At 65.9% G+C, this 26,230-nt stretch carries 22 protein-coding genes; 4 read left to right on the top strand and 18 right to left on the bottom strand.

Annotation, left to right across the window (positions count from 1 at the left end; all coding sequences use genetic code 11):
• Positions 1-9 precede the first annotated feature (9 nt).
• Positions 10-1,494, bottom strand: a complete 1,485-nt coding sequence (gene gltX / locus EJL01_RS11680; RefSeq protein WP_125107806.1) for a glutamate--tRNA ligase — start codon at positions 1,492-1,494, stop codon at positions 10-12.
• Positions 1,495-1,532: 38 nt separating this feature from the next.
• Here gltX and EJL01_RS11675 point away from each other — a divergent pair, with 38 nt between their 5' ends.
• Both EJL01_RS11675 and EJL01_RS11670 read left to right on the top strand, forming a co-directional pair.
• A complete protein-coding gene (locus EJL01_RS11675; protein WP_241209215.1) occupies positions 1,533-2,567 on the top strand; it encodes a magnesium and cobalt transport protein CorA in 1,035 nt (344 codons plus the stop codon).
• 84 nt (positions 2,568-2,651) lie between these two features.
• Positions 2,652-3,383 (top strand): ion transporter, encoded by a 732-nt coding sequence (locus EJL01_RS11670; RefSeq protein ID WP_125107804.1) that lies wholly within the window; start codon positions 2,652-2,654, stop codon positions 3,381-3,383.
• Here EJL01_RS11670 and EJL01_RS11665 read toward each other — a convergent pair.
• The 3 genes from EJL01_RS11665 to EJL01_RS11655 all read right to left on the bottom strand — a co-directional run bounded on the left by EJL01_RS11665 (position 3,358) and on the right by EJL01_RS11655 (position 6,663).
• Positions 3,358-4,128: a fumarylacetoacetate hydrolase family protein gene (locus tag EJL01_RS11665; RefSeq protein ID WP_125107803.1), complete on the bottom strand. Its 771-nt coding sequence runs from the start codon at positions 4,126-4,128 to the stop codon at positions 3,358-3,360. The two genes, EJL01_RS11670 and EJL01_RS11665, sit on opposite strands and share 26 nt — an antisense overlap.
• A 19-nt stretch (positions 4,129-4,147) precedes the next feature.
• Positions 4,148-5,710 carry an APC family permease gene (locus tag EJL01_RS11660; protein ID WP_125107802.1) on the bottom strand — a complete coding sequence of 521 codons (1,563 nt, stop codon included), beginning with the start codon at positions 5,708-5,710 and terminating at the stop codon, positions 4,148-4,150.
• 62 nt (positions 5,711-5,772) lie between these two features.
• A complete protein-coding gene (locus EJL01_RS11655) occupies positions 5,773-6,663 on the bottom strand; it encodes a universal stress protein (RefSeq protein ID WP_125107801.1) in 891 nt (296 codons plus the stop codon).
• Positions 6,664-6,787: 124 nt separating this feature from the next.
• On the opposite strand from EJL01_RS11655, the gene EJL01_RS11650 reads away from it, so the two are divergent.
• On the top strand, positions 6,788-7,453 hold the full coding sequence (locus EJL01_RS11650; RefSeq protein ID WP_164509814.1) for a TetR/AcrR family transcriptional regulator: 666 nt from the start codon (positions 6,788-6,790) through the stop codon (positions 7,451-7,453).
• Here the strand turns inward: EJL01_RS11650 and gabT are convergent.
• The gene (gene gabT, locus EJL01_RS11645; RefSeq protein WP_125107799.1) at positions 7,434-8,765 is read right to left on the bottom strand and encodes a 4-aminobutyrate--2-oxoglutarate transaminase; all 1,332 of its coding nucleotides are present in this window, start codon (positions 8,763-8,765) and stop codon (positions 7,434-7,436) included. The genes EJL01_RS11650 and gabT overlap by 20 nt on opposite strands.
• 143 nt (positions 8,766-8,908) lie before the next feature.
• Here gabT and EJL01_RS11640 point away from each other — a divergent pair, with 143 nt between their 5' ends.
• Positions 8,909-10,360: a PucR family transcriptional regulator gene (locus tag EJL01_RS11640; protein WP_125107798.1), complete on the top strand. Its 1,452-nt coding sequence runs from the start codon at positions 8,909-8,911 to the stop codon at positions 10,358-10,360.
• Here the strand turns inward: EJL01_RS11640 and EJL01_RS11635 are convergent.
• The 13 genes from EJL01_RS11635 to EJL01_RS11575 form a co-directional block, all read right to left on the bottom strand.
• Positions 10,357-11,454 carry a branched-chain amino acid aminotransferase gene (locus tag EJL01_RS11635; protein ID WP_125107797.1) on the bottom strand — a complete coding sequence of 366 codons (1,098 nt, stop codon included), beginning with the start codon at positions 11,452-11,454 and terminating at the stop codon, positions 10,357-10,359. The genes EJL01_RS11640 and EJL01_RS11635 overlap by 4 nt on opposite strands.
• A 20-nt stretch (positions 11,455-11,474) precedes the next feature.
• On the bottom strand, positions 11,475-12,524 hold the full coding sequence (locus tag EJL01_RS11630; RefSeq protein WP_125107796.1) for a 3-isopropylmalate dehydrogenase: 1,050 nt from the start codon (positions 12,522-12,524) through the stop codon (positions 11,475-11,477).
• A gap of 41 nt (positions 12,525-12,565) precedes the next feature.
• On the bottom strand, positions 12,566-14,389 hold the full coding sequence (locus EJL01_RS11625; protein ID WP_125107795.1) for an ABC transporter ATP-binding protein: 1,824 nt from the start codon (positions 14,387-14,389) through the stop codon (positions 12,566-12,568).
• 70 nt (positions 14,390-14,459) lie between these two features.
• Positions 14,460-15,485, bottom strand: a complete 1,026-nt coding sequence (gene ilvC, locus EJL01_RS11620; RefSeq protein ID WP_125107794.1) for a ketol-acid reductoisomerase — start codon at positions 15,483-15,485, stop codon at positions 14,460-14,462.
• Between the two features lie 47 nt (positions 15,486-15,532).
• The gene (gene ilvN, locus EJL01_RS11615; RefSeq protein ID WP_125107793.1) at positions 15,533-16,039 is read right to left on the bottom strand and encodes an acetolactate synthase small subunit; all 507 of its coding nucleotides are present in this window, start codon (positions 16,037-16,039) and stop codon (positions 15,533-15,535) included.
• A 5-nt stretch (positions 16,040-16,044) separates the two neighbouring features.
• Positions 16,045-17,805, bottom strand: a complete 1,761-nt coding sequence (locus EJL01_RS11610) for an acetolactate synthase large subunit (RefSeq protein WP_125107792.1) — start codon at positions 17,803-17,805, stop codon at positions 16,045-16,047.
• A 29-nt stretch (positions 17,806-17,834) separates the two neighbouring features.
• Positions 17,835-19,556 (bottom strand): dihydroxy-acid dehydratase, encoded by a 1,722-nt coding sequence (ilvD, locus tag EJL01_RS11605; protein WP_125107791.1) that lies wholly within the window; start codon positions 19,554-19,556, stop codon positions 17,835-17,837.
• Between the two features lie 9 nt (positions 19,557-19,565).
• Entirely contained in the window at positions 19,566-20,018 is a 453-nt protein-coding gene (gene mnhG / locus EJL01_RS11600; protein WP_125107790.1) for a monovalent cation/H(+) antiporter subunit G, read from the bottom strand.
• Positions 20,008-20,436 carry an MrpF/PhaF family protein gene (locus EJL01_RS13385; RefSeq protein ID WP_125107789.1) on the bottom strand — a complete coding sequence of 143 codons (429 nt, stop codon included), beginning with the start codon at positions 20,434-20,436 and terminating at the stop codon, positions 20,008-20,010. Before EJL01_RS13385 ends, mnhG begins: the two co-directional genes overlap by 11 nt.
• A complete protein-coding gene (locus tag EJL01_RS11590; RefSeq protein WP_125107788.1) occupies positions 20,436-21,116 on the bottom strand; it encodes a Na+/H+ antiporter subunit E in 681 nt (226 codons plus the stop codon). The genes EJL01_RS13385 and EJL01_RS11590 overlap by 1 nt, the downstream gene beginning before the upstream one ends.
• Positions 21,116-22,699, bottom strand: a complete 1,584-nt coding sequence (locus EJL01_RS11585; RefSeq protein ID WP_125107787.1) for a Na+/H+ antiporter subunit D — start codon at positions 22,697-22,699, stop codon at positions 21,116-21,118. The genes EJL01_RS11590 and EJL01_RS11585 overlap by 1 nt, the downstream gene beginning before the upstream one ends.
• Complete coding sequence (locus EJL01_RS11580) at positions 22,696-23,184, bottom strand: Na(+)/H(+) antiporter subunit C (RefSeq protein ID WP_125107786.1); 489 nt, start codon at positions 23,182-23,184, stop codon at positions 22,696-22,698. The genes EJL01_RS11585 and EJL01_RS11580 overlap by 4 nt, the downstream gene beginning before the upstream one ends.
• Entirely contained in the window at positions 23,181-26,162 is a 2,982-nt protein-coding gene (locus EJL01_RS11575) for a Na+/H+ antiporter subunit A (protein WP_125107785.1), read from the bottom strand. The genes EJL01_RS11580 and EJL01_RS11575 overlap by 4 nt, the downstream gene beginning before the upstream one ends.
• Positions 26,163-26,230 lie beyond the last annotated feature (68 nt).

Raw genomic sequence — 26,230 nt, 5'->3', positions numbered from 1 at the left:
ATCGGCCCCCTAGGCGCTCAGGTGGTCGCGAAGCTTCTGGATGCGCGCGAGCGTCGCCTCGCGGCCGAGCAGCTCCATCGACTCGAACAGCGGCGGCGAAATGCGGCGACCCGACAGGGCGACGCGGGCAGGGCCAAACGCGAGCCGCGGTTTGATGCCGAGCTCGTCGATGAGCTTCGCGCGCATCGCGGCCTCGATCGGCTCGGTCGCCCACTCGCTCACGCCCTCGAGCGACTCGGCGGTTGCCGCGAGCACGTCGAGCGCGCCATCTTTCAGCGTCTTGAGCGCGTCGTCCTCGAACACGAGGTCGTCGGTCGACACGAACAGGAAGCCGAGCAGGCCGGGCGTCTCGCCGAGCAGCTGCATGCGTGACTGCACGAGCGGCGCGGCCTGGCGCACGATCTCGAGCTGCGCATCCGTCGCCGGCGTCGCGACGAGCTCGGCGGCCTGAAGGTACGGCACGAGCCGACCCGCGAAGTCCTCGGGCTCGAGCAGGCGCACATGCTCAGCGTTGATCGCCTCGGCCTTCTTCAGGTCGAAGCGGGCCGGGTTCGGGTTGACGTCGGCGACGTCGAACGCCGCGCACATCTCTTCCATCGTGAACACGTCGCGGTCGGCCGCAATCGACCAGCCGAGCAGCGCGAGGTAGTTGAGCAAGCCCTCGGGGAGGAACCCGCGGTCGCGGTGCAGGAACAGGTTCGACTCGGGGTCGCGCTTCGAGAGCTTCTTGTTGCCCTCGCCCATGACGTACGGGAGGTGACCGAAGCGCGGAATGAACTTCGCGACGCCGATCTCGACGAGCGCGTGGTACAGCGCGATCTGTCGCGGCGTCGACGAGAGGAGGTCCTCGCCACGCATGATGTGCGTGATCTCCATGAGCGCGTCATCAACTGGGTTCACGAGCGTGTAGAGCGGCTGGCCATTCGGGCGCACGACGACGAAGTCGGGGAACGAGCCCGCCTTGAACGTGATCTCGCCGCGCACGAGGTCGTCGAAGCTGAGGTCGGTGTCGCGCACACGCAGACGCAGGCTCGGCTCGCGGCCCTCGGCGCGGAACGCCGCCTTCTGCTCGTCGCTGAGCTCGCGCTCGAAATTGTCGTAGCCCTGGCGCGGGTCGCGACCGTTCGCGACGTTGCGCGCCTCGATCTCCTCGGCCGTCGCGAACGACTCGTAGAGGTGACCGGCCTCAAGCAGCTTCTGAATCACATCCTGGTAGATGTCACCACGCTGCGACTGGCGGTACGGCTCGTGCGGGCCGCCGACGCCGATACCCTCGTCCCAGTCGAGACCGAGCCAATTCAGCGCCTCGAGAATCTGCTGATAGCTCTCCTCCGAGTCGCGCTGCGCGTCGGTGTCTTCGATGCGGAACACGAACGTACCGCCGACGTGCTTCGCATATGCCCAGTTGAACAGGGCGGTTCGGATGAGCCCGACGTGCGGGGTGCCGGTGGGCGACGGGCAGAAACGAACACGAATCTCTGATGGTGCAGTCATGGTCTCTCTATCCTAATGTTCGTGAGACCATTCGACTTGTGACTCATGGCCCGATCATTCGCCTTATTTCTGGCGGGCAGCCCTCGAAGGCCCCCGCCGGTACGACGCCCGCCGACGCCCTCGACTTCGTCAGTGACGCACCCGATCGCATGGCCATGTCGTTCTACCCAGAGCCCACGCCCGAGCAGATCGCCGAGCTCGGCACCGCCTGGCAGCTGCACCCGGTCATGCTCGAAGACATCCTCATCGCGAACCAGCGGCCGAAGCTCGAGCGCGCCGGGGACGTGCTGCTGCTCGTACTGCGCTCGGCCCGCTACCTTGACGACATCGAAGAGATCGACTTCGACGAGTTCCACGTGCTCGTGCGCCCGGGTAACGTCGCCGTGCTCTGCCAAGACAACGAATGGATCGACGGCACGCGGGTGAGCGATCACGACGCCGAGCATCCCTTCAGCCTGATTCGCCGCGACGACGACAGCGTGCTGGCGCAGACGAACCTGCTCGCGCTCGGCCCCGAGGCGGTCGTTTACCGCGTCATCGACGCGATCGTCGACGGTTACGAGCCGGTGCTCCGCGGCCTCGAGATCGACCAGGAGCAGATCGAGCGCCAGGTATTTAGCGGGGATGCGGCGGTCACCGAGCGCATCTATCGCCTGAGCCAGGAGGTCATCGACATGCTTCAGACCGTGTCGTCAATGACCGAGGTCGTGACGGCCCTGCGCGGCGGCTTCGGGAAGTATGACATCCCCGCCGAGCTGCAGAAGTACCTTGACGACGTCGCCGACCACCTGGCGCGCCACGTCGCGCAGACGCGCGAGCTCAAGGAGTCGCTCACGCAGATCCTCAGCGTCAACTCAACCCTTGTGGCGCAGCGCCAGAACGAAGACATGAAGAAGATCTCCGGTTGGGCCGCGATCCTCTTCGCCCCGACCCTCGTCGGGGCCATTTACGGCATGAACTTCGACCACATGCCTGAACTCCACTGGGCGTTCGGCTACCCGATGGCGCTCGGCATGATGCTCGCGGTCGGCGTCGGGCTCTACTTCTTCTTCAAACGCGCAAATTGGATGTAGCTGGCCGCGTCCCGTCCGAAGGCGCAGGCCAAGTACGCCAACGGGGCGATGTCGATGCGCCCGCACGCTTTTTAGGCTTAGCGAATGCGCACCGCCTCCCCGCCTGAGCCCTGGCAGCCCAATCCCCACGCGACGGGCCTCCGACGTCGCATCGGCGAGTTCGTGCTGCACCCGGGGGTGCAGAACTTCATCATCGAGCTCGCGGCGAAGATGTTCTCGCTCGGGCGCGCATTCTGGCGCGATGGCTGGAACGTGTTCGACTTCCTCGTCGTCGCGATCGCGCTCATCCTCTCATCGGGGCCGCTCGCGGTGCTCCGCGCCCTGCGCGTGCTGCGGGTGCTACGGCTCGTCAACCGACTCCCCCAGCTGCGCCGCATCGCCGAGGCGATCATCCAGGCCATCCCGGGAATCGGCGCGATCGCCGCGCTCATGGCAATCATCTTCTACGTCGGCGCCGTGATGGCGACCGTGCTGTTCGGCGACTCACACACCGAGATGTTTGGCTCGATCCCGGCGTCGCTGCTCACGCTCTTTCAGGTGATGACGCTCGACAGTTGGGCGCTCGGGGTCGTCGTGCCCGTGATGAATGCGCATCCGAGCGCGTGGCTCTTCTTCATCCCGTTCATCCTCGTGTCGGCGTTCGTCATGCTCAATCTCTTCATCGCGGTCATCGTCGACACGATGTCGAATCTGCACGAGACGGCGCCCAGAGACGAACGCCAAGCCCTCCCACACGACCACGAGCTCGCGGCAATGCGCCACGAGCTCGCAGAAATCAAGGCGTTGCTACTTAAGCAGCAGTCACCGGGTTCATAAGCGCGCCGATGCCCTCGATCGCGCAGGTGACCTCGTCGCCGTCGACGATCTGGCCGACACCCTCGGGGGTGCCGGTGAGCAGCACGTCGCCGGGCAGCAGGGTGAAGATGCTCGACGCGTACTCGATGAGCGTGCCGATCGAGCGCTCCATCTGGTTGAGGTTGCCGACCTGGCGGGTCTCGCCATTGACCTGGCTACCGATCGCGCCCTCGGTCGGGTCGAACTCGGTCTCGATGTAGGGGCCGAGCGGGCAGAACGAGTCAAAGCCCTTCGCGCGCGACCACTGGCCGTCCTTGCGCTGCAGGTCGCGAGCGGTGACGTCGTTGCCGACGGTGTAGCCGAAGATGACCTGCGCCGCGTCGCTCGCGGGCACGTTGCGCGCCACCTGGCCGATCACGACGGCGAGCTCGGCCTCGTAGTGCACCTCTTCGGACAGCTTCGGCAGGATGATCGGATGCCCGGGGCCGACGATCGACGTGTTCGGCTTGAGGAACATGAGCGGTTCGCCCGGTACCTCGTTGCCCATCTCGGCGGCGTGGGCGGCATAGTTACGGCCAAACGCAACGACCTTCGAGCGCGGGATGACCGGGGCGAGCAGGCGCGCCTCGTCGAGCGGGATGCGCTCGTCGGTCGTCTCGAAGCCGGTATAGAGCGGGTCGCCGAAGAGCTTGACGAGTTCGTTGGTCTCTTCGTCGAGAATGCCGTAGGCGAGCTGGTTCTGGTAATCGAAACGTGCGATCTTCACCGCGCCAGCCTAACGCGCCCTACTCGGGCAACAACTCGACACCCTCGACCTTGTCGCGCTCGTACTCCGATACCTCGAGGGTTTCGCCGCGGAAATACCGCGGGTTCACGACGCGCATCACGATCATGAGCACCACGCCGAGCAGCAGCACGCCGATGCCAAGCACGAACACGAGGCCGACCCCGCTGATCGACGAACCCGAGCCATACCCGGGGTCTATTGAGTCGATGCAGGTCTGCACGAACATCCACACGAGTGTCGCGCCGCCGGCGAGCGGCAAGAGGAAGCGCATGAAGAAGTTGCGGAGGCTCGTGAACCAGCTCCGGCGAAAGTACCAGACCGCGGCGAGCCCGGTGGCGCCGTAGTAGAAGCAGACCATCATGCCGAGCGCGGTGATCGTGTCCCACAGCGCGTTCTCGCTGAGCAGGCGCATGACCACGTAGAAGACGATGGATGCGGTGGCCGCGACGAACGTGGCAACCCCAGGCGATTTGAAGCGCGGCGAGATCTTCGCGAACGACTTCGGCATGGCCTCGTAGAAGCCCATCGCGAGCATCGTGCGTGCCGGCGAGACCATCGTCGACTGGAGCGAGGCGAGCGACGAGGTGAGGATCGCGATCGACATGAGAATCGCAAATGGCCCCATCACCTCGGGCGCGAGCACCGCGAAGATCGACTCCTGGTTCTCCGGGTTGCCGGCACCGAGCCCCTCATCGCCGACACCAGCCCACATCAGGGTCGCGACCGTGACGAGCAGGTAGAGCACGACGATGGTGATAATCGTGACGGTGGCGGCACGGCCGGGCGTGCGCTTCGGGTCCTTCGTCTCCTCGTTCATCGTGATGACGGTGTCCCACCCCCAGAACATGAAGATCGAGAGCGAGACGCCGGCGATGACCACCGAGAGGTCGCCGACCTCGAACGGGTTGAACCAGCTCACGTCGACCGGCGTCGCGTCGAAGGCGTCGCCGCCGAGCGCCGACGAGATCGCGGCGACCGAGTACCAGACGAGCGCGATGAGCTGGAACACGACGAGGCCCCACTGCACGCGCTCGGTCGTCTCGACGCCGCGATACCCGATCCACGCCGCGACCGCGACAAAGATCGTCGTGACGACGATGTTGAGGAACAGGTTGTCGCCCGGAACGTCCGCGATCGCGGAGTTACCGGTGATCTGCGCGAGCAGAATAAAGAAGAAGTCGGTCGCGACCGCCGCGAGGTTCGAGAGCACGAGAATCGTCGCCGACACGAGGCCCCAGCCGGTCATCCACCCGATGATCGGGCCAAACGCGCGCGTCGCCCAGGTGAACGAGGTGCCCGAGTCGGGCAGTGCCATGTTGAGCTCTCGGTACCCAAAGAGCACGAGCAGCATCGGGATGAAGCCGATGAGCAAGATCGCCGGCGTCTGCAACCCGACCTCCGACACGGTCGGCCCGAGCCCCGAGGTGAGGGTGTACGCGGGCGCAATTGTCGAGACGCCGATGACGGCGCCGCCAATCACGCCGACCTTGCCGACGCTGAGGCCCTTCGAGCTCGGGCCCTTAATCGCGGTGGTGATGGGGCCGTCGATCTGCTTCGTCATTCCGCTCCATTAATCGATTTAGTTCAGGACATAAGGATGCGCACCGACCGTACGCGTCAGGCTCAGTCGAGGTATTCGCTCGGCAGCACGACGACCGGCACCTCGAGCGCATCGAGGATGCGCCGGGCTCGCGAGCCGAGGAACACGCTGAGCCCGCGGCCGAGCCGGCTCGAGCCCAAATAGGCCACGTCGCCCGGGCGCCACTCGATCTTTGCGAGGGCATCCTCGAGGCGATGCCCCTCGGCGATCTCGATCGTCGCGCGTCCCGAATCGAGCAGCCCCGAAGCTACCGCTTCGAGCTGCTCGCCACCGAAACGACGGGCCTCATCGGTGATCTCGCGCACGTCGCGCGGCGCGATTTGGTCGATCTGCACGAGTGACACGAGCCGCAGCGGCACGTCGCGTCGTACGGCACGCACAACCGATCGGCCGATCACCACTTCGCTGCCCGAGCGCGTGCCGTAGATGCCGGTGACCCGCTGCACGCCGCCGCCTGGATTCGTGAACCTGCGCGGTGCGAGACCGACCGGCACCGGGGATGCGTGCAGCAACGCGTTCGCGACCGAACCGAGCGTGAATTTGCCGAGCAGCGGCCCAGCCTGCGCGCCGATGACGATCATTTTCGCGTCGAGCTCGGCCGCAGCATCCAGCAACCCATGCGCGGCCGAATCGTTGAAGCGAAAGTCGACCTGCGCGTGGATACCCTCGGGCACGCGCCGCAGCGCATCGTCGGCCCAGTCACGCAGCTGATGCGAGTAGATGTGGTCGCTCGGAACTGGGGTACCGACGCTCGCAGTACCAAAGGCGTTCGGCTCGGGCAGCACCATGACGATGCGCACCTCGGCGTCGATACCCTCGGCCATGAAGCTCGCGAACTCGAGGGCGTCGTAGCCGCGGGCATCCGCAATATACCCAACGACGAATCGATCACGGGGTACCTGCGTTTCGGCCATTCGTTGCCACTCCTCTGTGTCGCGCACGCAACTCTGCGCGCCGACAATGCTACCCCGAATGGCTTCGCTGACGAATGACGATCATTTATTGATTACGCTGGAGACATTCACCAAGGAGGTCGAAATGGTTGGCAATCGACGCCCGGCAGGGCGGCCGCGCACGCGCATCCTCGGCCGCGAGGTCATCACCGACGCAGCCCGCAAGATTATTGCAACGAACGGCGTGCAGTCGTTCACGATGACGCAGCTTGCCTCGCAGCTCAACGTCACCCCGTCGGCCGTGTACAACCATGCCGATTCGAAGCTCGAGATCCTTCGTTGGATCGAAGACGCGATCATGGGCGAGGTCGACACCGACGCATTCGACACGCTGCCGTGGCGAGAGGCGCTCAAGGTCTGGGCCCGCAGCTATCGCGACATCATGGCGAACCACTCCGAGCTCATCACGGCCATCGCGACCACCGAAGTGATCGAGTCGCCTCAGACCGTGGCGATGTACGAGCAGGTGACGAAGGTGCTCGTGGCGGCCGGCTGGCCGCTCGACTCGGTCGTGCGACTCATCACGGCGCTCGAGTCGTTCATTTATGGCAACGCGATCAACGAACACGCGCCGGAAGACATTTACAACGTCGGCGAACTCGCTGGCTACGCCCCAACCTTTTCGAAGGCGGTTGAGGCGCAGCCGACGCGCAGCCAACACGATGTCAATGACGAGCTGTTCGATATCGGCTTCGAGGCCATCGTCAGCTGGTCATACGACCACTACGTAGTTACGCGTTCGCGCGGATAGCCTCGACCAGCACGTTCAGGCCGTCGCGGAGAGTCTCCTCGGGCATCACGAGCGGGGGCAGCAGGCGAATCACGTTGCCGTAGGTACCGCAGGTGAGGAACAGCGCACCCTGCTCGAGGGCGGACTTGACGATCTTGCCAACGACCTCGGCGTTCGGCTCCTTCGAGCCATCCTTGACGAACTCGATCGCGAGCATCGCACCGCGACCGCGCACCTCACCAACGATGCCGACCTCGTCAACGAGCGGCTCGAGAATCTCCTTCGCCACCTCGCCGATCTTCAGCGCGGCGTCGAGCAGGCCCTGCTCTTCGTAGGCGTCGAGGGTTGCGAGCGCCGAAGCATTCGCCACCGGGTTGCCCGAGTAGGTGCCACCGATGCCGCCGGGCTGCGGGGCATCCATGATCTCGGCGCGACCGACGACGGCCGAGAGCGGCATCCCGCCAGCGAGGCCCTTCGCGGTGGTGATGAGGTCGGGCTCGATGCCGCTCCACTCCGAGCAGAACCACTTGCCGGTGCGGGCCATGCCGGCCTGCACCTCGTCGGCGACGAAGACGATGCCGTTGTCGTTCGCGAACCTCACGAGCGACTCGAGGAAGCCGTCAGCGGGCACGAGGAAGCCACCTTCGCCGACGAGCGGCTCAATGACGATCGCAGCGACGTTGTTCGCGCCGACCTGCTTCTCGATGGCGGTGATGGTGCGGGCCGCAGCCTCTTCACCGGTCATGCCCTCGGGGTCGCGGAAGGGGTAGCTCAGCGGCACGCGGTAGATCTCGTTCGCGAACGGGCCGAAGCCGTCCTTGTACGGCATGTTCTTCGCGGTCATCGCCATGGTGAGGTTCGTGCGGCCGTGGAAGGCGTGGTCGAACACGACGACGGCGTTGCGACCGGTGTACTTGCGCGCGATCTTCACCGCGTTCTCGAGCGCCTCGGCGCCCGAGTTAAACAGGGCGGCCTTCTTGTCGAAGCTGCCGGGGGTGAGTTCGGTGAGTCGCTTGCAGAGCTCGATGTAGTTGCCGTAGGGCGCGGTGTTGATCTGCAGGTGCAGCGCGTTCGCGGCGGCCTCCTGCACGGCCTTGACGACCTTGGGGTTCGCGTTACCGACCGTGGTCACACCGATGCCCGAGCCGAAGTCGATGAACTGATTGCCATCGACGTCGCGCAGTACGACACCGTCGACGTCCTCGATGTAGCTGGGCAGAGCCGAGCCAATCGACGCGCTGACGTACTTGGCGCGCTCCTTCGCGAGCTCCTGCGACTTGGGGCCGGGGATCTCGGTGACAATCTTTCGCTGCTGTTCGAGACGGAACTCCATTGCTCTGCCTTCCTTTCGTTGCTGACGGACGCAATTCTTCGCCACTGAGGTCAGCGTACGCTGATGGCCCCGGCGATTTGATGTGGCCTTGCACGACACTCATTTCGCTTGTTGTGCATGCGCACGAGCAATAGGCTCGGTCCATGGTCACGACAATTGCCGGTCTGCTGCGCACCCCCGAGCTCGGGCTTCGGCCCCGCCTCGGCGACGACGCGCAGCTGCGCCGCCCCGTCGACTGGGCCGTCGTTACCGAACTCATCGACCCCTCCCCCTACCTCGCGGGTGGCGAGCTGGTTCTTACCACCGGGGTGCGGCTGCGCACTCCCGGCAATTTTGAGCAGTTCGTCTCGACTGCCGCGAAGGCCGGCTCGGCGGGCATCGGTTTCGGTGTCGGCATTAGCCACGACGAACTGCCGGATGCGCTGCTCGCGTCCGCGAGGCGCGCGGGCCTGCCGGTGTTCGAGGTGCCCTTCGAGGTCGCGTTCTCAGAGGTGATCCGCCGCGTCGCCGAGCTCAACGAGAGCGAGCGCGTCGCGAAGCTCGAGTCGCGCTACCGGCAGCGCCACCGCCTCGTCGAGCTACTGCTCAGCGACGGCGGGCTCGACGCCATGCTCGAGCGGCTCGAGAAAGAGACCGGCGCCCACTTCGCGGTGTCGCTCAACGGTGAGGTCGTCTCGGGCACGCTCGAGGTTGACGACCCGGCGGCGAGCGGCTGGGATGCGCTGCCAATCGCCCTCGGCAGCTCGGGCCAGGCGACGCTGCACGCGACGCGACCACGCGACGACGACCTCGTCAACGGCGCCCGCTCGCTCGTCGGGCTCTACCTCGCGCAGGCGGCCCGGCGCGTCCGTGCGGCACGCGAGCAGGCGGGGCAGGTGCTCGCCGAACTCGGCGACGACCGCTTCGATGACGCGGCCACGGCATCCCGCCTCGAGCAGCTCGGGCTGCGCCTCGACCGCAGCTACCGGATGGTCGTGGCCGAGCAGCAGCGCGGCTCGCGCGGCGAACTCGGCGGCATGCGCATCCCCGTCTCGCTGCAGGCGACGGCGACGGCGATCATCGATGACGCGCTCGTCGTGGTGCTCGACGAGCGCGTTGTCGACCCGCACATCGCGGCCGAGGTGCTGCTCGTGACGGCTCGCGCCGCCGGTATCTCGGTGCATCTCGGGGTCGGCGGCGCCTACCCCGTCAGCCCGGCGCTGCGCTGGAGTTGGTACGAGGCCCGTGATGCCCTCGCGTCGCTCGGCGATGGCGAAGAGATCGGCCACGCCGAGCGACTCTCGCTCGCCTCGCTCATCCTCAGCGCTGACGAGGCGCCGCTGGCGCAACTCGCTCAGCAGGTGCTCGGGCCGCTCGAGCGCAGCGACGCCGAGCACGGCACGGCGCTCGTCGACACCCTCGACGCCTGGCTCGCCCATTCGGGCAGCGTCACCGAGGTGGCTGACGCGCTCGGCACGCACCGCAACACGGTGCGCTATCGCATCGAGCAGATCGTGAAGGTCTCGGGGCTCGACCCGCGGGTCACGGCCGACGTCGTGCAGTTCTCACTCGCCCGCACCGCGACCCGCTTGCTGCGCCGGAGCGCCCGTCGCTAGACGAGCTGGTGCAGCCAGCTGTGGGCGTCGGGCACCTCACCGTTTTGAATGCCGGTGAGCTGCGCACGGATGCGCATGGAGAGCGAGTCGAGGGTGACCGGCGGGTTCTCGATGACGAAGTCGGTTGCCTTGAGCGTGCCGATCGGCGCGATCACGGCGGCAGTGCCGACGGCAAACGCCTCGGTGATCTCGCCCGCCGCGGCGCCCTCGCGCCACTCGTCGAGCGTGATGCGGCGGCGCTCGACCTTGTGGCCGGCTTCAGCGACGAGCTCAAGGATCGCCTCGTTCGTCACGCTCGCGAGAATCGAGTCCGACTCTGGGGTCGCGACGGTGCCGTCCTTGAACGCGAGCACGATGTTCATACCACCGAGCTCCTCGAGGTACTTCTGCTCGAACGCGTCGAGGAACAGCACCTGCTCGCAGCCGTTCGCATACGCGGTCTGCTGCGGCAGCAGGCTCGCGGCATAGTTGCCGCCGCACTTCGCCGCACCCGTGCCGCCCTTGCCCGCACGCGACAGCTCGCGCTCGAGCCAGATGCTGACCGGCTGAGTTGGGTCTTGGAAGTACGAGCCCGCGGGCGACGCGATGACGTAGTACGAGACCGACTCCGCGGCCCGCACACCGAGGAAATCCTCGTTCGCGATCATGAAGGGGCGCAGGTAGAGCGATTGGTCCTTGCCATACTCGGGCACCCAGCGCTGGTCAATCTCGACGAGTTGGCGCAGCGACTCGATGAACAGTTCCTCGGGCAGTTCCGGCAGCGCGAGGCGACGGGCCGAGCCTGCGAAGCGGGCCGCGTTGCGGTCGGGACGGAAGGTGTGCACCGTGCCGTCGGCGTGACGGTACGCCTTCATCCCCTCAAAGATCTCCTGCGCGTAGTGCAGCACCGCGCTGGCGGGATTGAGCATGAGGGGGCCGTAGGGCACGACACGGGCATCCTGCCAGCCGCCGTCCTTGGTCCAGTCGATGACCACCATGTGGTCGGTGAAGTAGTGCCCGAATCCCGGGTTCTGCAGGATTTCGGCGACCTCGGCATCCAACTTCGCGCTGCTGTTGCGCTCGATCCGGAATTCGAGTTCGGTCGTGGTCGACATGGGAGTCCTCTCAAAAAAACTTAGTTGTTGAGCTGCGCGACGATGGCGTCGCCGATCTCACTCGTGCTGCGAGGCGCGCCGTCACGGGCGACGAGGTCGGCCTCACAGGCTGCCTCGACACGGTCGGCTGCCTCGGCGTGGCCGAAGTGGCGCAGCAGCAGGGCAACCGAGAGGATGGCTGCGGTTGGGTCCGCCTTACCGGTGCCTGCAATGTCTGGTGCCGAGCCATGAACGGGTTCGAACATGCTCGGGAACGCGCCCTCGGGGTTGATGTTGCCCGAGGCTGCCAGGCCGATACCACCGGTAACGGCGCCAGCAAGGTCGGTGATGATGTCACCAAAGAGGTTGTCGGTCACGATCACGTCGAAGCGAGCGGGATCAGTGACCATGAAAATTGTAGCCGCGTCGATGTGCAGGTAGTCGACAGCCACCTCGGGGTACTCGGCGGCGACCGCGTTCACGGTGCGGTTCCAGAGCAGACCGGCGTTGATGAGCACGTTCTTCTTGTGCACAAGCGTGAGCTTGTTGCGGCGCGTCTTCGCGAGCTCGAACGCGTAGCGCACGGTGCGCTCGACGCCGTACGCGGTATTCACCGACGTCTCGGTCGCGACCTCGTGCGGGGTGCCGGTGCGCATCGTGCCGCCATTACCCGTGTAGAGGCCCTCGGTGCCCTCGCGCACGACGACGAAGTCGATGTCGCCGGGCGTCGCGAGCGGGCTGCGGGCGCTCGGCCAGAGCTTCGACGGGCGCAGGTTGATGTAGTGGTCAAACGCGAAGCGGAGCTTGAGCAGCAGGCCGCGCTCGAGGATGCCGCCCGCGAGCTTCGGGTCGTTCGGGTCGCCTCCGACGGCGCCGAGCAGCAGGGCGTCGTGGCGCTTGAGCTTGTCGAGCGCCTCGGCGCTGAGCACCTCACCGGTCGCAAGGTAGTGGGATGCGCCGTGCGGGTAGTCCGTCTCGGTGAGCTCCACCCCCTCGGGCAGCGCCGCGCGCAGCACCTTCCGCGCCTCCGTAATGACCTCGGGGCCGATTCCGTCGCCCTGAATGATCCCAAGATCTAGCTGCTGTGCCACCCGGTGTGTCCTTTCACTCACGTCCTGCCAGCTTACCGCCGCTATTCGTCGATGCCGTAGTCCTCCCGCAGCCGCTCGCGGCTCGCGGAGGTGCCCTCGAGCTGCAGCGCGAGCAGCTCGGCATAGATGCCTCCGGATGCGGCAAGCTCGGCAGGCGAGCCGATTTCGTCGATGCGACCGTCGCGCAGCGTGATGATGCGGTCGACGTCGCGGATGGTCGAGAGGCGGTGGGCAATGATGAGGCTCGTGCGGTCCCCCGCCATGAGCGCATCCAGGCCTGTCTGCACCGCGCGCTCACTCTTCGTGTCGAGCGCGCTCGTCGCCTCGTCGAGGATGAGCACCGGTGCGTCCTTGAGCATCGCGCGGGCGACGGCGATGCGCTGCTTCTGCCCGCCGGACAGCTTGAGGCCGCGCTCGCCGATGACAGCGTCGAGGCCCTTCGGGAACCCCGAGATGAAGTCCCAGGCATTCGCCCGGCGGGCCGCGTCGACGATCTCGGCCTCGCTCGCCTCGGGGCGGCCATACGAGATGTTCTCGCGGATCGTGCCGCTGAACAGCGAAGGCTCCTGAAACACGACGCCGATCTGGTCGCGCAGCGAGCGCATCTTCAGGTGCGCGATGTCCTCCCCGAACAGCTCGATGCTGCCCGAGTTCACGCGGTAGAAGCCGAGCAGCAGGCTGACGATCGTGCTCTTGCCGCCGCCCGAGCCGCTCACGAAGGCGATTCGTTCGCCGCGGCGCACGTCGAACGAGATGCCCGACAACACCGGCGTCTCCTCGTCGTAGGCGAAGCGGACGTTGTCGAAGCGCACCGGCAGGGCCATCGCCTGCCGTTCGCGGCTCTCGGCAGTTGCCGCCGGGTCGCGCAGCTCGAGGCCCTCGCGCTCATCCGGCGCCAGCTCCATCACCGTGAAGTAGTCGCGCGAGCCGGCCACCGCATGCTGGGCAGCGTCGATCATCCAGGACATCATCGACACGGGCGCCCGAGCCATGCTCACGAGCTGAATCAGCAGCACCATGTCGCCGAGGCTGAAGCGCCCCTGCGCGGTCTGGATGAACAGGATGAGGTAGATGCCGAAGAACGCGAGGTTGAGGGCGAGGCGGCGCAGGGCATCCATGCCGTGCCAGAGGCGCGACTGCGAGCCGGTGAGCCGCACGGTGGCCGTGAACTCCTCAACGAACAGCTTCCACTCGCGGCGTTCCTGCGCGAACGAGCGCACGGCGGGCAGTTGTCCCACGACCTCGCTGAAGCGACCGCGCGCGGTGTCGACGTGGGCGTTCTTTTCGTGCTCGATGCGCTGCCAGCGCTTCGACGTGAGCGCGGTGAGCCACATGTAGATCGGGAACAGCAGGAACAGCAGCAGCGCGATCGGCCACGAGTAGAACGCGGTGATGATGAGCACCGCGACCGTCGTGATCAGCATCGAGAACATGCTGTTCGCGAACGACTGCATGAACCGCGTCACCTCGGTGATCGTGCGGTCGAGGCGCGAGACGATCGTGCCCGTGAGCTCGTCGTCGAAGTAGCGCTGCGGCAATTGCAGCAGCTGGTTGTAATAGCGCGTCGACAGCAGCGAGCGCATCTTCGCGCTCATGACGTCGCCGAAGTATCCGCCCGCGGCGTCGGCGCCGGTGACCACGAGTTCAATCGCAAGAAACGCGACCGCGAGCCACACGACGCCCGCGATCGCGGCCTCGAACGTGCGCTCGCCGCCGACGATCGCGACGATCTCGTCGGTCGCCGCACCGATGATGAACGGGGTGACGAGTGCGCCGGCCGCCGAGACGAGCGTCAGCACGATGATCGCGAGGTAGTACGGGTTCAGTTCCTTCGTGTACGTAACCAGCTTCGCGAGACTCTTCACTCCTCCAATACTAGGCAAGGCGCCACCCGCGAGCGGGTGGCGCCTTGCCTCAAAAGGGTGGTGTTCGCGACTAGCGTGCGGCCTGACCGTCGGTGTAGTCGGTGTCCTGCTGCGACCACGAGAAGAGCTTGCGCAGTTCCTGACCGGTCTTCTCGATCGGGTGGCCCTGCTCCTGCTCGCGGAGCTTCTTGAACTCGGGCGCGCCAGCGTCCTGGTCCTCGATGAAGCGCTTCGCGAAGGCGCCCGACTGGATGTCCGCGAGCACTCCCTGCATGTTCTGCTTCACGTTCGCGTCGATAACGCGGGGGCCCGAAACGTAGTCGCCGTACTCGGCGGTGTCCGAGATGCTCCAGCGCTGCTTGGTGATGCCACCCTCCCACATGAGGTCGACGATGAGCTTGAGCTCGTGCAGCACCTCGAAGTACGCGATCTGCGGCTGGTAGCCCGCCTCGGTGAGCACCTCGAAGCCGGCCTGCACGAGGTGGCTCATGCCACCGCAAAGCACGGCCTGCTCGCCGAACAGGTCGGTCTCGGTCTCTTCGGTGAAGGTCGTCTTGATGACGCCGGCTCGGGTGCCACCGATCGCCTTCGCGTACGACTTCGCGGTCTCCCAGGCCGAGCCCGACGCGTCGTTCTCGACGGCGATGATGTCGGGGATGCCGCGGCCGGCCTCGTACTCGCGACGCACGGTGTGGCCCGGCGCCTTCGGGGCGACGAGGATCACGTCAACGCCGGCCGGCGGGGTGATGTAGCCGAAGCGGATGTTGAAGCCGTGCGCGAAGGCGAGTGTCTTGCCGTCGGTGAGGTTCGGCTCGATCTCCTCGGCGTAGAGCGAGCGCTGGCTCTGGTCGGGCGCGAGGATCATGATGAGGTCAGCCCACTTGGTGGCCTCGGCGTTCGTGAACACCTGGAAGCCAGCCTCTTCTGCCTTCGCGGCCGACTTCGAGCCCTCGCGGAGCGCGATTGCGACCTCGACGCCCGAGTCACGCAGGTTCTGTGCGTGCGCGTGACCCTGCGAGCCATAGCCGACGACGGCTACCTTCTTGCCTTGGATGATCGACAGGTCTGCGTCGTTGTCGTAGAAGATCTCAGCCATGTGTGATCGGTTCTCCTTGAATTCTGTTCTGGATGTGATGTTTGTGGTTAGCGCAGCACGCGCTCAGAGATGGACTTGGGGCCGCGGCCAACCGCGATTAGGCCGGACTGCACGAGCTCGCGGATGCCGTACGGTTCCAGCATGCGCAGCAGCGCCTGAACCTTGCCCGAGTCACCCGTGGTTTCGATGACGAGCGAGTCGGGGGCGACGTCCACAACACGCGCCCGGAACAGGTTCACGGCCTCGATAACTTCGGAGCGCGTCTGCTTGTCCACGCGCACCTTGACGAGGATGTGCTCCCGCTCGACCGCACTGGCTGGGTCGAGCTCAACGATCTTGATGACGTTGACCAGCTTGTTGAGCTGTTTCGTCACCTGTTCGAGCGGGAAATCTTCGACGTTCACGACCACGGTCATGCGCGAGAGGCCTTCGACCTCCGAGGCGCCGACCGCGAGTGAGTCAATGTTGAAGCCGCGGCGTGCGAACAGGCCCGCAACGCGGGTGAGAAGGCCGGGCTTGTCTTCGACGAGCAGCGAAAGAATGTGCTTCGACATCTGAGTTACTCCCCCTCGTAGGCCGGGCTGGCTTCGCGCGCGTAGCGAATGAAGCTGTTCGAGACGCCCTGCGGCACCATCGGCCACACCATGGCCTCGGCCGACACGACGAAGTCGATGACGACCGGGCGGTCGTTCGTCTCGAGCGCGAGCTTGATCGCGTCGTCGATCTCGTCTTCTTTTTCAACGCGAATGCCGAGGGCGCCGTAGGCGTCCGCGAGCTTCACGAAGTCGGGCACCCGCACCGAGGCGTGCCCCGTGTTGAGGTCGGTGTGCGAGTAGCGACCGTCGTAGAAGAGGGTCTGCCACTGACGCACCATGCCGAGCGACGAGTTGTTAATCACCGCGATCTTGATCGGGATGTTGTTGATGACGCAGGTCGCAATTTCCTGGTTCGTCATCTGGAAGCAGCCGTCACCGTCAATCGCCCACACCACGCGGTCGGGCTCGCCGACCTTGGCGCCCATGGCCGCGGGAACCGCGTAGCCCATGGTGCCGGCGCCACCGGAGTTGAGGAACGAGTTGGGCCGCTGCAGGCTGAGGAACTGCGCCGCCCACATCTGGTGCTGGCCGACGCCGGTCGCGTAGACCGCCTCGGGGCCGGTGAGGTCGCTGATGCGCTCGATGATGTGCTGCGGCGCGAGCAGGCCGTCGGTCGACGGGGCAAAGCCGCGCGGGAACTCGTTGCGGAGCCCGTTGAGGAACTCCCACCACTCGCCGAGGTCGGGCTTTTCGCCCGAGTCCTCGCGCACGGCGCGGATCACGTCGGCGAGCACCTCCTTGGCGTCACCCACGATCGGCACGTCGGCGGTGCGGATCTTCGAGATCTCGGCCGGGTCGATGTCGATGTGCACGACCTTCGAGTTCGGCGAGAACAGTTCGGACTTGCCGGTCACGCGGTCGTCAAAGCGGGCGCCGACCGTGAACAGCAGGTCGGCCTCCTGTAGCGCAAGCACCGCGGGCACAGTGCCGTGCATGCCGGGCATGCCGAGCATCTGCTCGTGGTCGTCGGGGAACACGCCGCGCGCCATGAGCGTCGTGACGACCGGCGCACCGGTGAGCTCCGCGAGTTCCTTGAGTTCGGGGGATGCGCCGGCTCGGCCGACGCCGCCGCCCGCGTAAATCACGGGCTTGCGCGCCTCGCGCAGCGCCTCGCGCGCCGCGATGATCTGCTTGCCGTGCGCCTTCGTGATGGGGCGGTAGCCGGGCAGGTCAATCTTGACGGGCCAGCTGAAGTCGAACTCGTTCTGCTGGGCGTCCTTGGTGATGTCCACGAGCACGGGGCCCGGTCGACCGGTCGAAGCGAGGTGGTACGCGCTCGCGATCGCGCCGGGCACGTCCTCGGCACGCTTCACGAGGAACGAGTGCTTCGTGACGGGCATCGTGATGCCGACGATGTCGGCTTCCTGGAACGCGTCGGTGCCCATGAGCGTCGAGAACACCTGGCCGGTGATCGCGAGCATCGGCACCGAGTCCATGTAGGCGTCGGCGATCGCGGTAACGAGGTTGGTGGCGCCGGGGCCGGAGGTGGCGATGCACACCCCGACCTTCCCGCTCGCGGCGGCATACCCCTCGGCCGCGTGGCCGGCGCCCTGTTCGTGGCGTACGAGGATGTGGTTCAGCGTCTTCGCGTCGAGGATTGCGTCGTAGGCAGGCAGAATCGCGCCGCCAGGCAGACCGAACACGTCGGTCACGCCCAGCAGTTCGAGTGTGCGCACCACGGCAGCGGCACCCGTCATCCGCTCCGGTGCAACTTGAGTTGTCATATGCGTCGATATCTCCAGTGAGAAGGGAGTTAACCCGTGACGGCACCCTCTGAGGCGGAGTGCACAAGCTTGGCGAACTTCGCGAGCACACCGCGCGTATAGCGCGGAGGCAGCGGTTCCCAGCCTTCACGGCGGGAGGAGAGCTCGGACTCGTCGACGAGTAGGTCCATAGTCCGAGCGGCGATGTCAACCCGAATGAGATCACCGTCGCGTACAAAGGCGATGGGTCCTGCATCTACTGCCTCTGGCGCGACGTGGCCGATGCACAGGCCAGTTGTGCCGCCTGAGAATCGACCGTCAGTGAGCAATAGTACATCCTTGCCGAGACCGGCTCCCTTGATCGCACCGGTGATCGCGAGCATCTCGCGCATGCCAGGGCCACCCTTCGGACCTTCGTAGCGGATCACCACGACGTCGCCGTGGTGGATCTCGCCCCGGGTCAGCGCATCCATAGCCTCACGCTCGCGCTCGAACACGCGCGCCGGGCCTTCGAACACGTCGAGGTCGAATCCGGCCGATTTCACGACGGCGCCCTCGGGGGCGAGCGTGCCGTGCAGCACCGAGATGCCGCCCTTCTCGTGGATCGGGTTGTCGAGGGTGTGGATGACCTCGCCGTCGAGCGGCTCGGGCGAGAGCTCGGCAAGGTTCTCGGCCACGGTCTTGCCGGTGCAGGTGAGCGCGTCGCCGTGGATCATGCCCGCGTCGAGCAGCGCCTTCATGACGACGGGGATGCCGCCGACGAGGTCGACGTCATTCATGACGTACTGACCGAAGGGCTTCATGTCGGCGAGGTGCGGCACCTTGTCGGCGATGCGGTTGAAGTCGTCGAGGGTGAGCTCAACCTCGGCCTCGTGCGCGATGGCGAGCAGGTGCAGCACGGCGTTCGTCGAGCCGCCCATGCACATGACGACGGCGATCGCGTTCTCGAATGCCTTCTTCGTGAGGATGTGTTCGGTGGTGATGCCGAGGCGCAGCATGTTCACGACCGCCTCGCCCGACTTGTGGGCGTAGTAGTCGCGGCGACGGTCGGCCGATGCGGGCGCGGCCGACCCCGGGATCGACATGCCGAGGGCCTCGGCGACCGAGGCCATGGTGTTCGCGGTGTAGAAGCCGCCGCAGGCGCCCTCGCCAGGGCAGATAGCCTCTTCGATGCGCTTGCGGTCTTCCTCGCTCATGAGGCCCGCCTTGCAGGCGCCGACGGCTTCGAAGGCGTCGATGACCGTGACGTTCTCCTTCAGAGTGCCGTCGGTGAGGCGCACCTTGCCGGGGTAGATCGACCCGGCGTAGAGGAACACGCTCGCGAGCTTGAGGCGCGCGGCCGCCATGAGCATGCCGGGCAGTGACTTGTCGCAACCGGCCAGCAGCACCGAGCCGTCGAGGCGCTCGGCCTCCATCACGGTCTCGACCGAGTCGGCGATGACCTCGCGCGACACGAGCGAGAAGTGCATACCCTCGTGGCCCATCGAGATGCCGTCGGAGACCGAGACGGTGCCGAACTGCAGCGGGTAGCCGCCGCCGGCGTGCACGCCCTCCTTGCAGCCCTGCGCGAGGCGGTCAAGGCTCAGGTTGCAGGGGGTGATTTCGTTCCACGAGCTCGCAATACCGATCTGGGGTTTCGCCCAGTCGTCATCGCCCATCCCGACCGCGCGAAGCATGCCGCGCGACGCGGTGGCCTCGATGCCGTCGGTAATGACGCGGGACTTCGGCTTGATGTCAACGCCGTTGGTGGATGCAGAAGCTTGCTCGGTCATGAGCCAAGTCTATAGCTTGGGTGCGTTCGGATTTCGCGACTCAGGCTCGGGCGCATCGGCGGCGTCATCGGCGATCCTGACCCGCTCGCGGGCCGCTTCTTCTTCCTCAGCACGCTGGGCGCGCTTGACCTCGTCCTCGAGTTCGTCGATGCGCAGCTCGACGTGCTCAAAGTGACGGGATCGGTAGCCGCCGCGCGCGAGCACCATACCCGCGGCGGGGGTGGTGAGGAACTGGAATATGACAATCGGCACGAGGAACGCGATCGTCCACGCGTCGGTCTGCTGCAGCGCGACGCCGACGAGGATGAACAGCAACCCGGCCGCCTGGGGCTTCGACTGCGCGTGCAGGCGCGCGATCATATCGGGGAACCTCAGCAGGCCAAGGCCCGCGGTGAACGACAGGAACGCACCCGCGAGCACAAAGATGATCGTGGCGAGATCGAGCCAGGTGTTACCGCTCACTCCGCACCTCCCGGGCTACCACATCGTGGGCGAGCTCGTGCCGCGCCGCGTCCTCATGCCCGATCGAGCCGTCGGCGTCGCGGTGCCGCTCGACGTCGTCCTGCTCAGGGAGTGCCTGGTCGGATGTGCTCGAGTTGATCGAGTTGCCCGAGCGACCGCGCGAGACAAAGCGGGCTACCGCCATGGTGCCGATCGACGCGGTCATCGCGAGGCCGAGCACGAGCGGCAGGGTCGTGGTGTGGCCGCGCAGGGCCATGTCGGCCGAGAGCACGCAGATGAGCACGGTCGCGAGCGTGTCGGAGCCGACCATGCGGTCGACGACACTCGGCCCGCGGATGATGCGGATGAGCGACATCAGGGCCGCCGAGGCGAAGAACGCCCCGATGAGCCAGATCAGCACGGTGAATAGCGGTTCCATCAGAGTTCCGCCTCCCATTCGGCTTGGCGGGCCTTGCGATCGGCCTCGCGCAGTACCTCGTAGCTCTGCTGCTCCCGCGAGGCGAAGAGCAGGGGTCGATCGTGCAGGCGCCGGTCGTCGTTGATGAGCGCGATGTCCTCGTGGTTGCCGAGCGCGACCACGATGGCGTCCTCGATCTGCTCGGCGGCGAGGCGGGCCCGCTGAATCTTCTCGTCGGTGTCGGCATCGAGCACGTGCAGGTAGAGGATGCTGCGCAGCCGGTCGACCTCGACGACGACTGAGCCCGGCACGAGCATGTTGATCTCGGCGGTGAGCGTGAGCAACCAGTCGGAGTGCACGCGCATCCGCACTGCGAGAATCGACGCTTGCGGCACCGCCTTGGGCCGCATCGCGAGCCAGGCCATCTGGAACGTCGAGCCGATGAGCCACCAGAAGAACTTCGCGAGCAGCACGATGGTGTACCAGACGTGGATGCGCCCCGACAGCAACACCGGCGGTAGCGAGAACATGCGCACGACGAGCAGCGAGAAGATGATGCCCGTGACGGCGCTGATGACGTCGAGGTGACCCCACAGCACGACCCAGAGCACGACGAGCCCGATGAGCAGCGGCAGCTGCGTCAGCAGGGCAACGCCCGGGCGCTGGAGGCGCTCGGCGCGGATGTGCGGATCGGCAGACATTAGGGCTTCGTCCCTTCTGTTCCGGCCACGATATCGATGTAGTGCGCGGGAATCGTGAGGTTGGCCGCGGCCGCGCTCGCAAATTCGTAGATCTGGCCGGCGAAGATCGTCATGCAGACGGTGACGAGCACCATCGCCGCGGTGGCGATATTCATGATCATCGAGTTCGCCTTGCGCTCGGCGACGACCTCGCCGTCGAGCGTCTCTTCGAGGTGCGAGGTGAGCGGCGACTCGAAGCCGGTCACCTCCTCCTGCGATCGCCAGAAGCCGAGGTTCCACACCCGAATGAGGGCGTAGAGGGTGAGCAGGCTCGTGAGTGCACCGATGCCGATGCCGATCCAGACGAGCCACTGAGGAACCGACAGCGCCGTGCCCTCGGCACCTGCGATGAACAACCCAAGCTTGCCGATAAAGCCCGAGAACGGCGGGATGCCCGCGAGGTTGAGCATCGGGATGAAGAACAGCACCGCCACGAACGGCGAGCGCGCGAGCATCCCGCCGAGGTGGGTCAGGGACGCCGTGCCCGCGATGCGTTCGATCAGCCCGGTCACGAGGAACAGGCCGGTCTGCACGAGAATGTGGTGCGCGATGTAATAGACCGTGGCCGACCAGCCCGCCTCAGTGCCGAGAGCGATGCCGAAGATCATGTAGCCGATGTGGCTCACGAGCGTGAACGAGAGCATACGGCGGATGCCCGCCTGGGCGACCGCACCGAGAATACCGATCACCATCGTCAGCATCGCCACGATGATGAGCAGCACCGAGATGTCATTTTTACTGAAGAGCAGCGACTCCGAGCGCAGGATCGCGTAGACACCGACCTTGGTCAGCAAGCCGGCAAACACGGCCGTAACCGGCGCGGGCGCCGAGGGGTACGAGTCGGGCAGCCAGAACGAGAGCGGGAAGAGCGCGGCCTTGATGCCGAAGCCCACGAGCAGCAGCAGGTGCAGCGGCAGCTGCACCTCCTGCGGCAGCTCTGCCATGCGCACCGCGATCTCGGCGAAGTTCACGGTGCCGACGGCGGCGAAGATCGCCGCGATCGCGACGAGGAAGATGAGCGACGACACGAGCGAGACGACGATGTACGTGATGCCGGCGCGGATGCGCGACGCCGTGCCGCCGAGCGTGATGAGCACGAAGCTCGCGACCAGCAGGATCTCGAAGCCGACGTAGAGGTTGAAGAGGTCGCCCGCGATGAACGCGTTGTAGACGCCGGCCGCGAGCACGAGATAGGTCGGGTAGAAGATCGAAACCGGCGTCTCGTCGTCACCGTCGGTGGCACCCTGGCCGATCGAGAACGCCATGACCGCGATGAGCACGATGCTCGTGACGAGCACCATGAGCGCCGAGAGGCGATCGACGACGAGCGAGATGCCGAACGGCGCCGCCCATCCCCCGACCTGAATCACGAGCGCCTGGTCGGTCTGGTGCACCGCGATAAGCAGCGCGATCGAGATCGCTAGGGCGATGACCATCGTGATGCTCGCGAACAAAATTTGCAGCCGCTGCCGACGCGCGGCGGTCAGCGTGATCGCGGCGCCGAGGAGCGGCACGAGCACGACGAGGGGAACGAGCCAACTCATACATCTCCCCCGTTCTTCGCGTCGAGTTCTTCCTTGGTACGTGCGCCCTTGATGGCCGCTTCGGCGCCTTCACCGAACTCGGTGTCGCCAGATTCGTCTTCGTCGAAGACCTCGTCGTCCTCTTCGGGGTCGACGTCCCGCAGCGAGATCGAGTCGTCATCGTCGTCGACCTCGTCGCCGTGCGCGAGGCGCCATGAGCGGTACAGCAGCGCGAGCATGAACGCCGTCGTCGCGAACGTGATGACGATCGCGGTGAGGATGAACGCCTGCGGCAGCGGGTCGGAAAACGTGGACGGGTTGGCGCCGTCGCCCATGATCGGGGCGTCGCCGAAGCTGCCCGAGGTAAGGAAGATGAGGATGTTCGTCGCGTTGCCCACGAGCATCACGGCGAGAATCATGCGGGTAAAGCTGCGCTCGAGCAGCATGTAGACGCCACAGGCGTACATGATGACCATGCCGATGAGCAGCATGACGTTGAGAGTCATCGCTGGGCACCCCCGTCGTGTCGGCGGGCCGTCGGCCGTGAGCCCGCAGTCGCGTCATCGACCGGGGTGGCGCCGCGAATCTCGGCGTCGTCGATGACGGTCGCGGCGACGTTGCGCTGGCCGAGTTGCTCTTCCTCGGCCTGGATGTCGAGCTCGGAGCCGAGCGAGCGCAGGATGTCGATGACCAGGGCGATCACGATGAGGTAGACGCCGATATCGAAGATTGTCGAGGTAACGAAGACGATCTGACCGATGCCCGCGACGTCGCTGTCGATCCAAAAGCTCATCAGCGGCGGGTGGCCAAACAGCATCGGCGCGAGGGCCGAGCCGGCCGCCAGCACCATACCGATGCCGAGCAAGCGGCCGGCGTCGACCCGCACGGCGGCGTCAAGCTCCTCACGGCCGCCCGCGAGGTAGCGCGCGGCGAGCGCAAGACCCGCGACGACGCCACCGGCGAAACCGCCGCCGGTCGAGTTGTGCCCGGCAAACAGCAAGTAGAGCGACATGATGAACAGGCCGTGGAAGATGAGCCGGACGACGACCTCGACCACGATCGAACGGTTGTCGGGGGCGAGCGAATTACCGGCGATGAGCCAGGCGCGGCGGTCCTCGCCGAACTTCTGCAGCATGGCCGCGCGCTTCTTCAGCGGGGGTCGCGGTGGTGGTGGCGTCTGTCGCTGCGAGCCACGCGCGCTGAGGTAGACGAGGCTCGCGACGCCGGTCGCGGCGGCAATAAGCACCGACAGCTCGCCCATCGTGTCCCAGCCGCGAATGTCGACGAGGGTGACGTTGACGACGTTGTACCCGTGCCCACCCTCGACCGCGAGTTCGGCAAAGCTGAGGCCGTCGGACGGTGCGATGCGGAAACCCATCGCGAGGGCGGTGATGACGCCGATGGCAATCGCCACGGCGAACGCAATCACCCAGCGCAGCCATGACGGCAGGTTGTTATCGATATGCGCGTGCTTCGCCGGCAGCCGACGCAGCACGAGCACGAACACGACGAGCGAGAGCGTCTCAATGAGCGCCTGCGTCATCGCGAGGTCGGGAGCCCCGTGCAGGGCAAAGATGATCGAAATGCCGTAGCCCGTCGCGCTAACCAGGATCACACCGTGGAAGCGTCGCTTGGTCTGCGTCACGGCAATGGATGCGAGCACGAGCACCGCCACGATCGCGAGCTGCAACCACGAGAACTCAAGGGTGAGGTCGAGCTGCGAGTAGTCGATGAACGGTAGCGGCACGACAATGGCGGCCGCGAGCACGATGAAGATAATCGCGAGGTAGAAGGGCAGCGAACCGCGCTGGGTGCTCGAGGTGACGCGGGCTGCGACCGAGTCAACGATGCGCAGCGACAGCCAGTAGCCGCGAGCCGCCTCGAAGACGGCGGGCATGAACGACTGAGCGTGCTCGACCTTGCGGCGCCCGGCGAACAGCCCGAGACCGCCCAGCAGTGTGAGTGCCGAGAGCAAAAGTGCCGGCTCGAGGCCGTGCCAGATCGCGAGGTGGTAGGGCTCCCCGGACTCGATGGCGGGCGCGGTGTCGGCGAACTGCGCGATGAGGTGATCGATCGGCGTCGCGTAGAACGGGATGACGACGGTCGCGACGACGAGGATCACCGGCGAGATCAGGTCTTCGATGTGGCTCGTCGCCTTGACCACCGGGTCGACGCCGCGCTTCGTCGCGAAGGCACCGTACAGAAAGCGACAGGTGTACGCGACGGTGAGGATCGAACCGATCGCGGTGCCGATGAGCGCGACCCAGCCCCACGAATCGCCTGCCGAGGCAGCCCCGATGAAACTCGAAAACACGGCCTCTTTCGCCACGAAGCCCCACAGCGGCGGGATGCCCGCCATCGATGCGGCCGCAATGATCGCGGTGACGGCAAGAACCGGAGCGCTACGCCCGAGACCGGAAATCTTACGAATGTCACGGGTACCCAGTTGGTGGTCGATGATGCCGACGATGAGGAACAGCGCAGCTTTGAACAGCGCGTGGCCGATCACCATGGCGACGGCGGCGAGCACTGCGTCGCGCCCGCCGAAGCCAGCGATGGTCATCATGAAGCCGAGTTGCGACACCGTGCCGTAGGCGAGAATCAGCTTGAGGTCGAACTGCCGTAGCGCACGCCACCCGCCGACCAGCATCGTAGAGACACCGATGATGACGAGCGTCTCGGAGAATCCAGGCACATCGCTGAAGGAAGGCACGAGTCGCAACACGAGGTAGACGCCGGCCTTCACCATCGAGGCGGCGTGGAGGTAGGCAGAGACCGGGGTCGGCGCAGCCATGGCACCGGGAAGCCAGAAGTGGAACGGCAACTGCGCCGACTTGGTCAGCGCGCCGACGATCACGAGCATGAGCGCCGTGATGAGGAAGCCGTTGTGAGGGATGTCCGCGGTGAGGATCTGGCTGAAAAGCGCCGAGCCGGCCGCGACGTGCAACATCACCAGGCCGACGAGCATTGCGAGCCCACCCAGCGTCGTGACGAGCAGCGCCTGCATCGCCGCACCTCGCGACGGGCGTCGACCGGTGTAGTGACCGATGAGCAGGTACGAGAGGATGCTCGTGGCCTCCCAGAACACGAACATCAGGTAAATATTGTCGGTCGTGACGAGACCGAACATGACGCCCGCGAAGCCGAGCAAGACGCCAGCGAAACGGCCGAGTCCGGGCTCATCCTTCGTGAAGTAACTCGCGCAGTAGAGCAGCACGAGCGAGCCGATAGCAGTCACGATCATCGCGAGCACCCAGCTCAGGGCGTCAATGCGGAAGTCGAGGTTCATGCCGAGCTGCGGCAGCCACTGGTACGACACGCGCCAGGTTTCGCCGGCGAAGACCTGCGGCGCGTGGCTCGCGGTCCAGATGGCAGCTACCGCCGACACTGCTGCGCCGACGTAGAAGAGAGAGGTGCCGGGGAGTTTGCGGAGGAGTGGCATGCCTACGCTCGCTACTGCGAAGAGCGCGAGCAGGAAAGCCATCCGCATCTCCCATCTATTCGAGCCACAACTTCAACCATTATACCGGCTCGCAAGGGTGTGGGGTTACG

Origin of the sequence: Gulosibacter massiliensis, assembly GCF_900626105.1 — a bacterium.
GTDB classification, from domain to species: domain Bacteria; phylum Actinomycetota; class Actinomycetes; order Actinomycetales; family Microbacteriaceae; genus Gulosibacter; species Gulosibacter sediminis.
The sequence above is the reverse complement of the archived record's forward strand: the minus strand, read 5'-3'. Positions and strand labels throughout refer to the sequence as shown.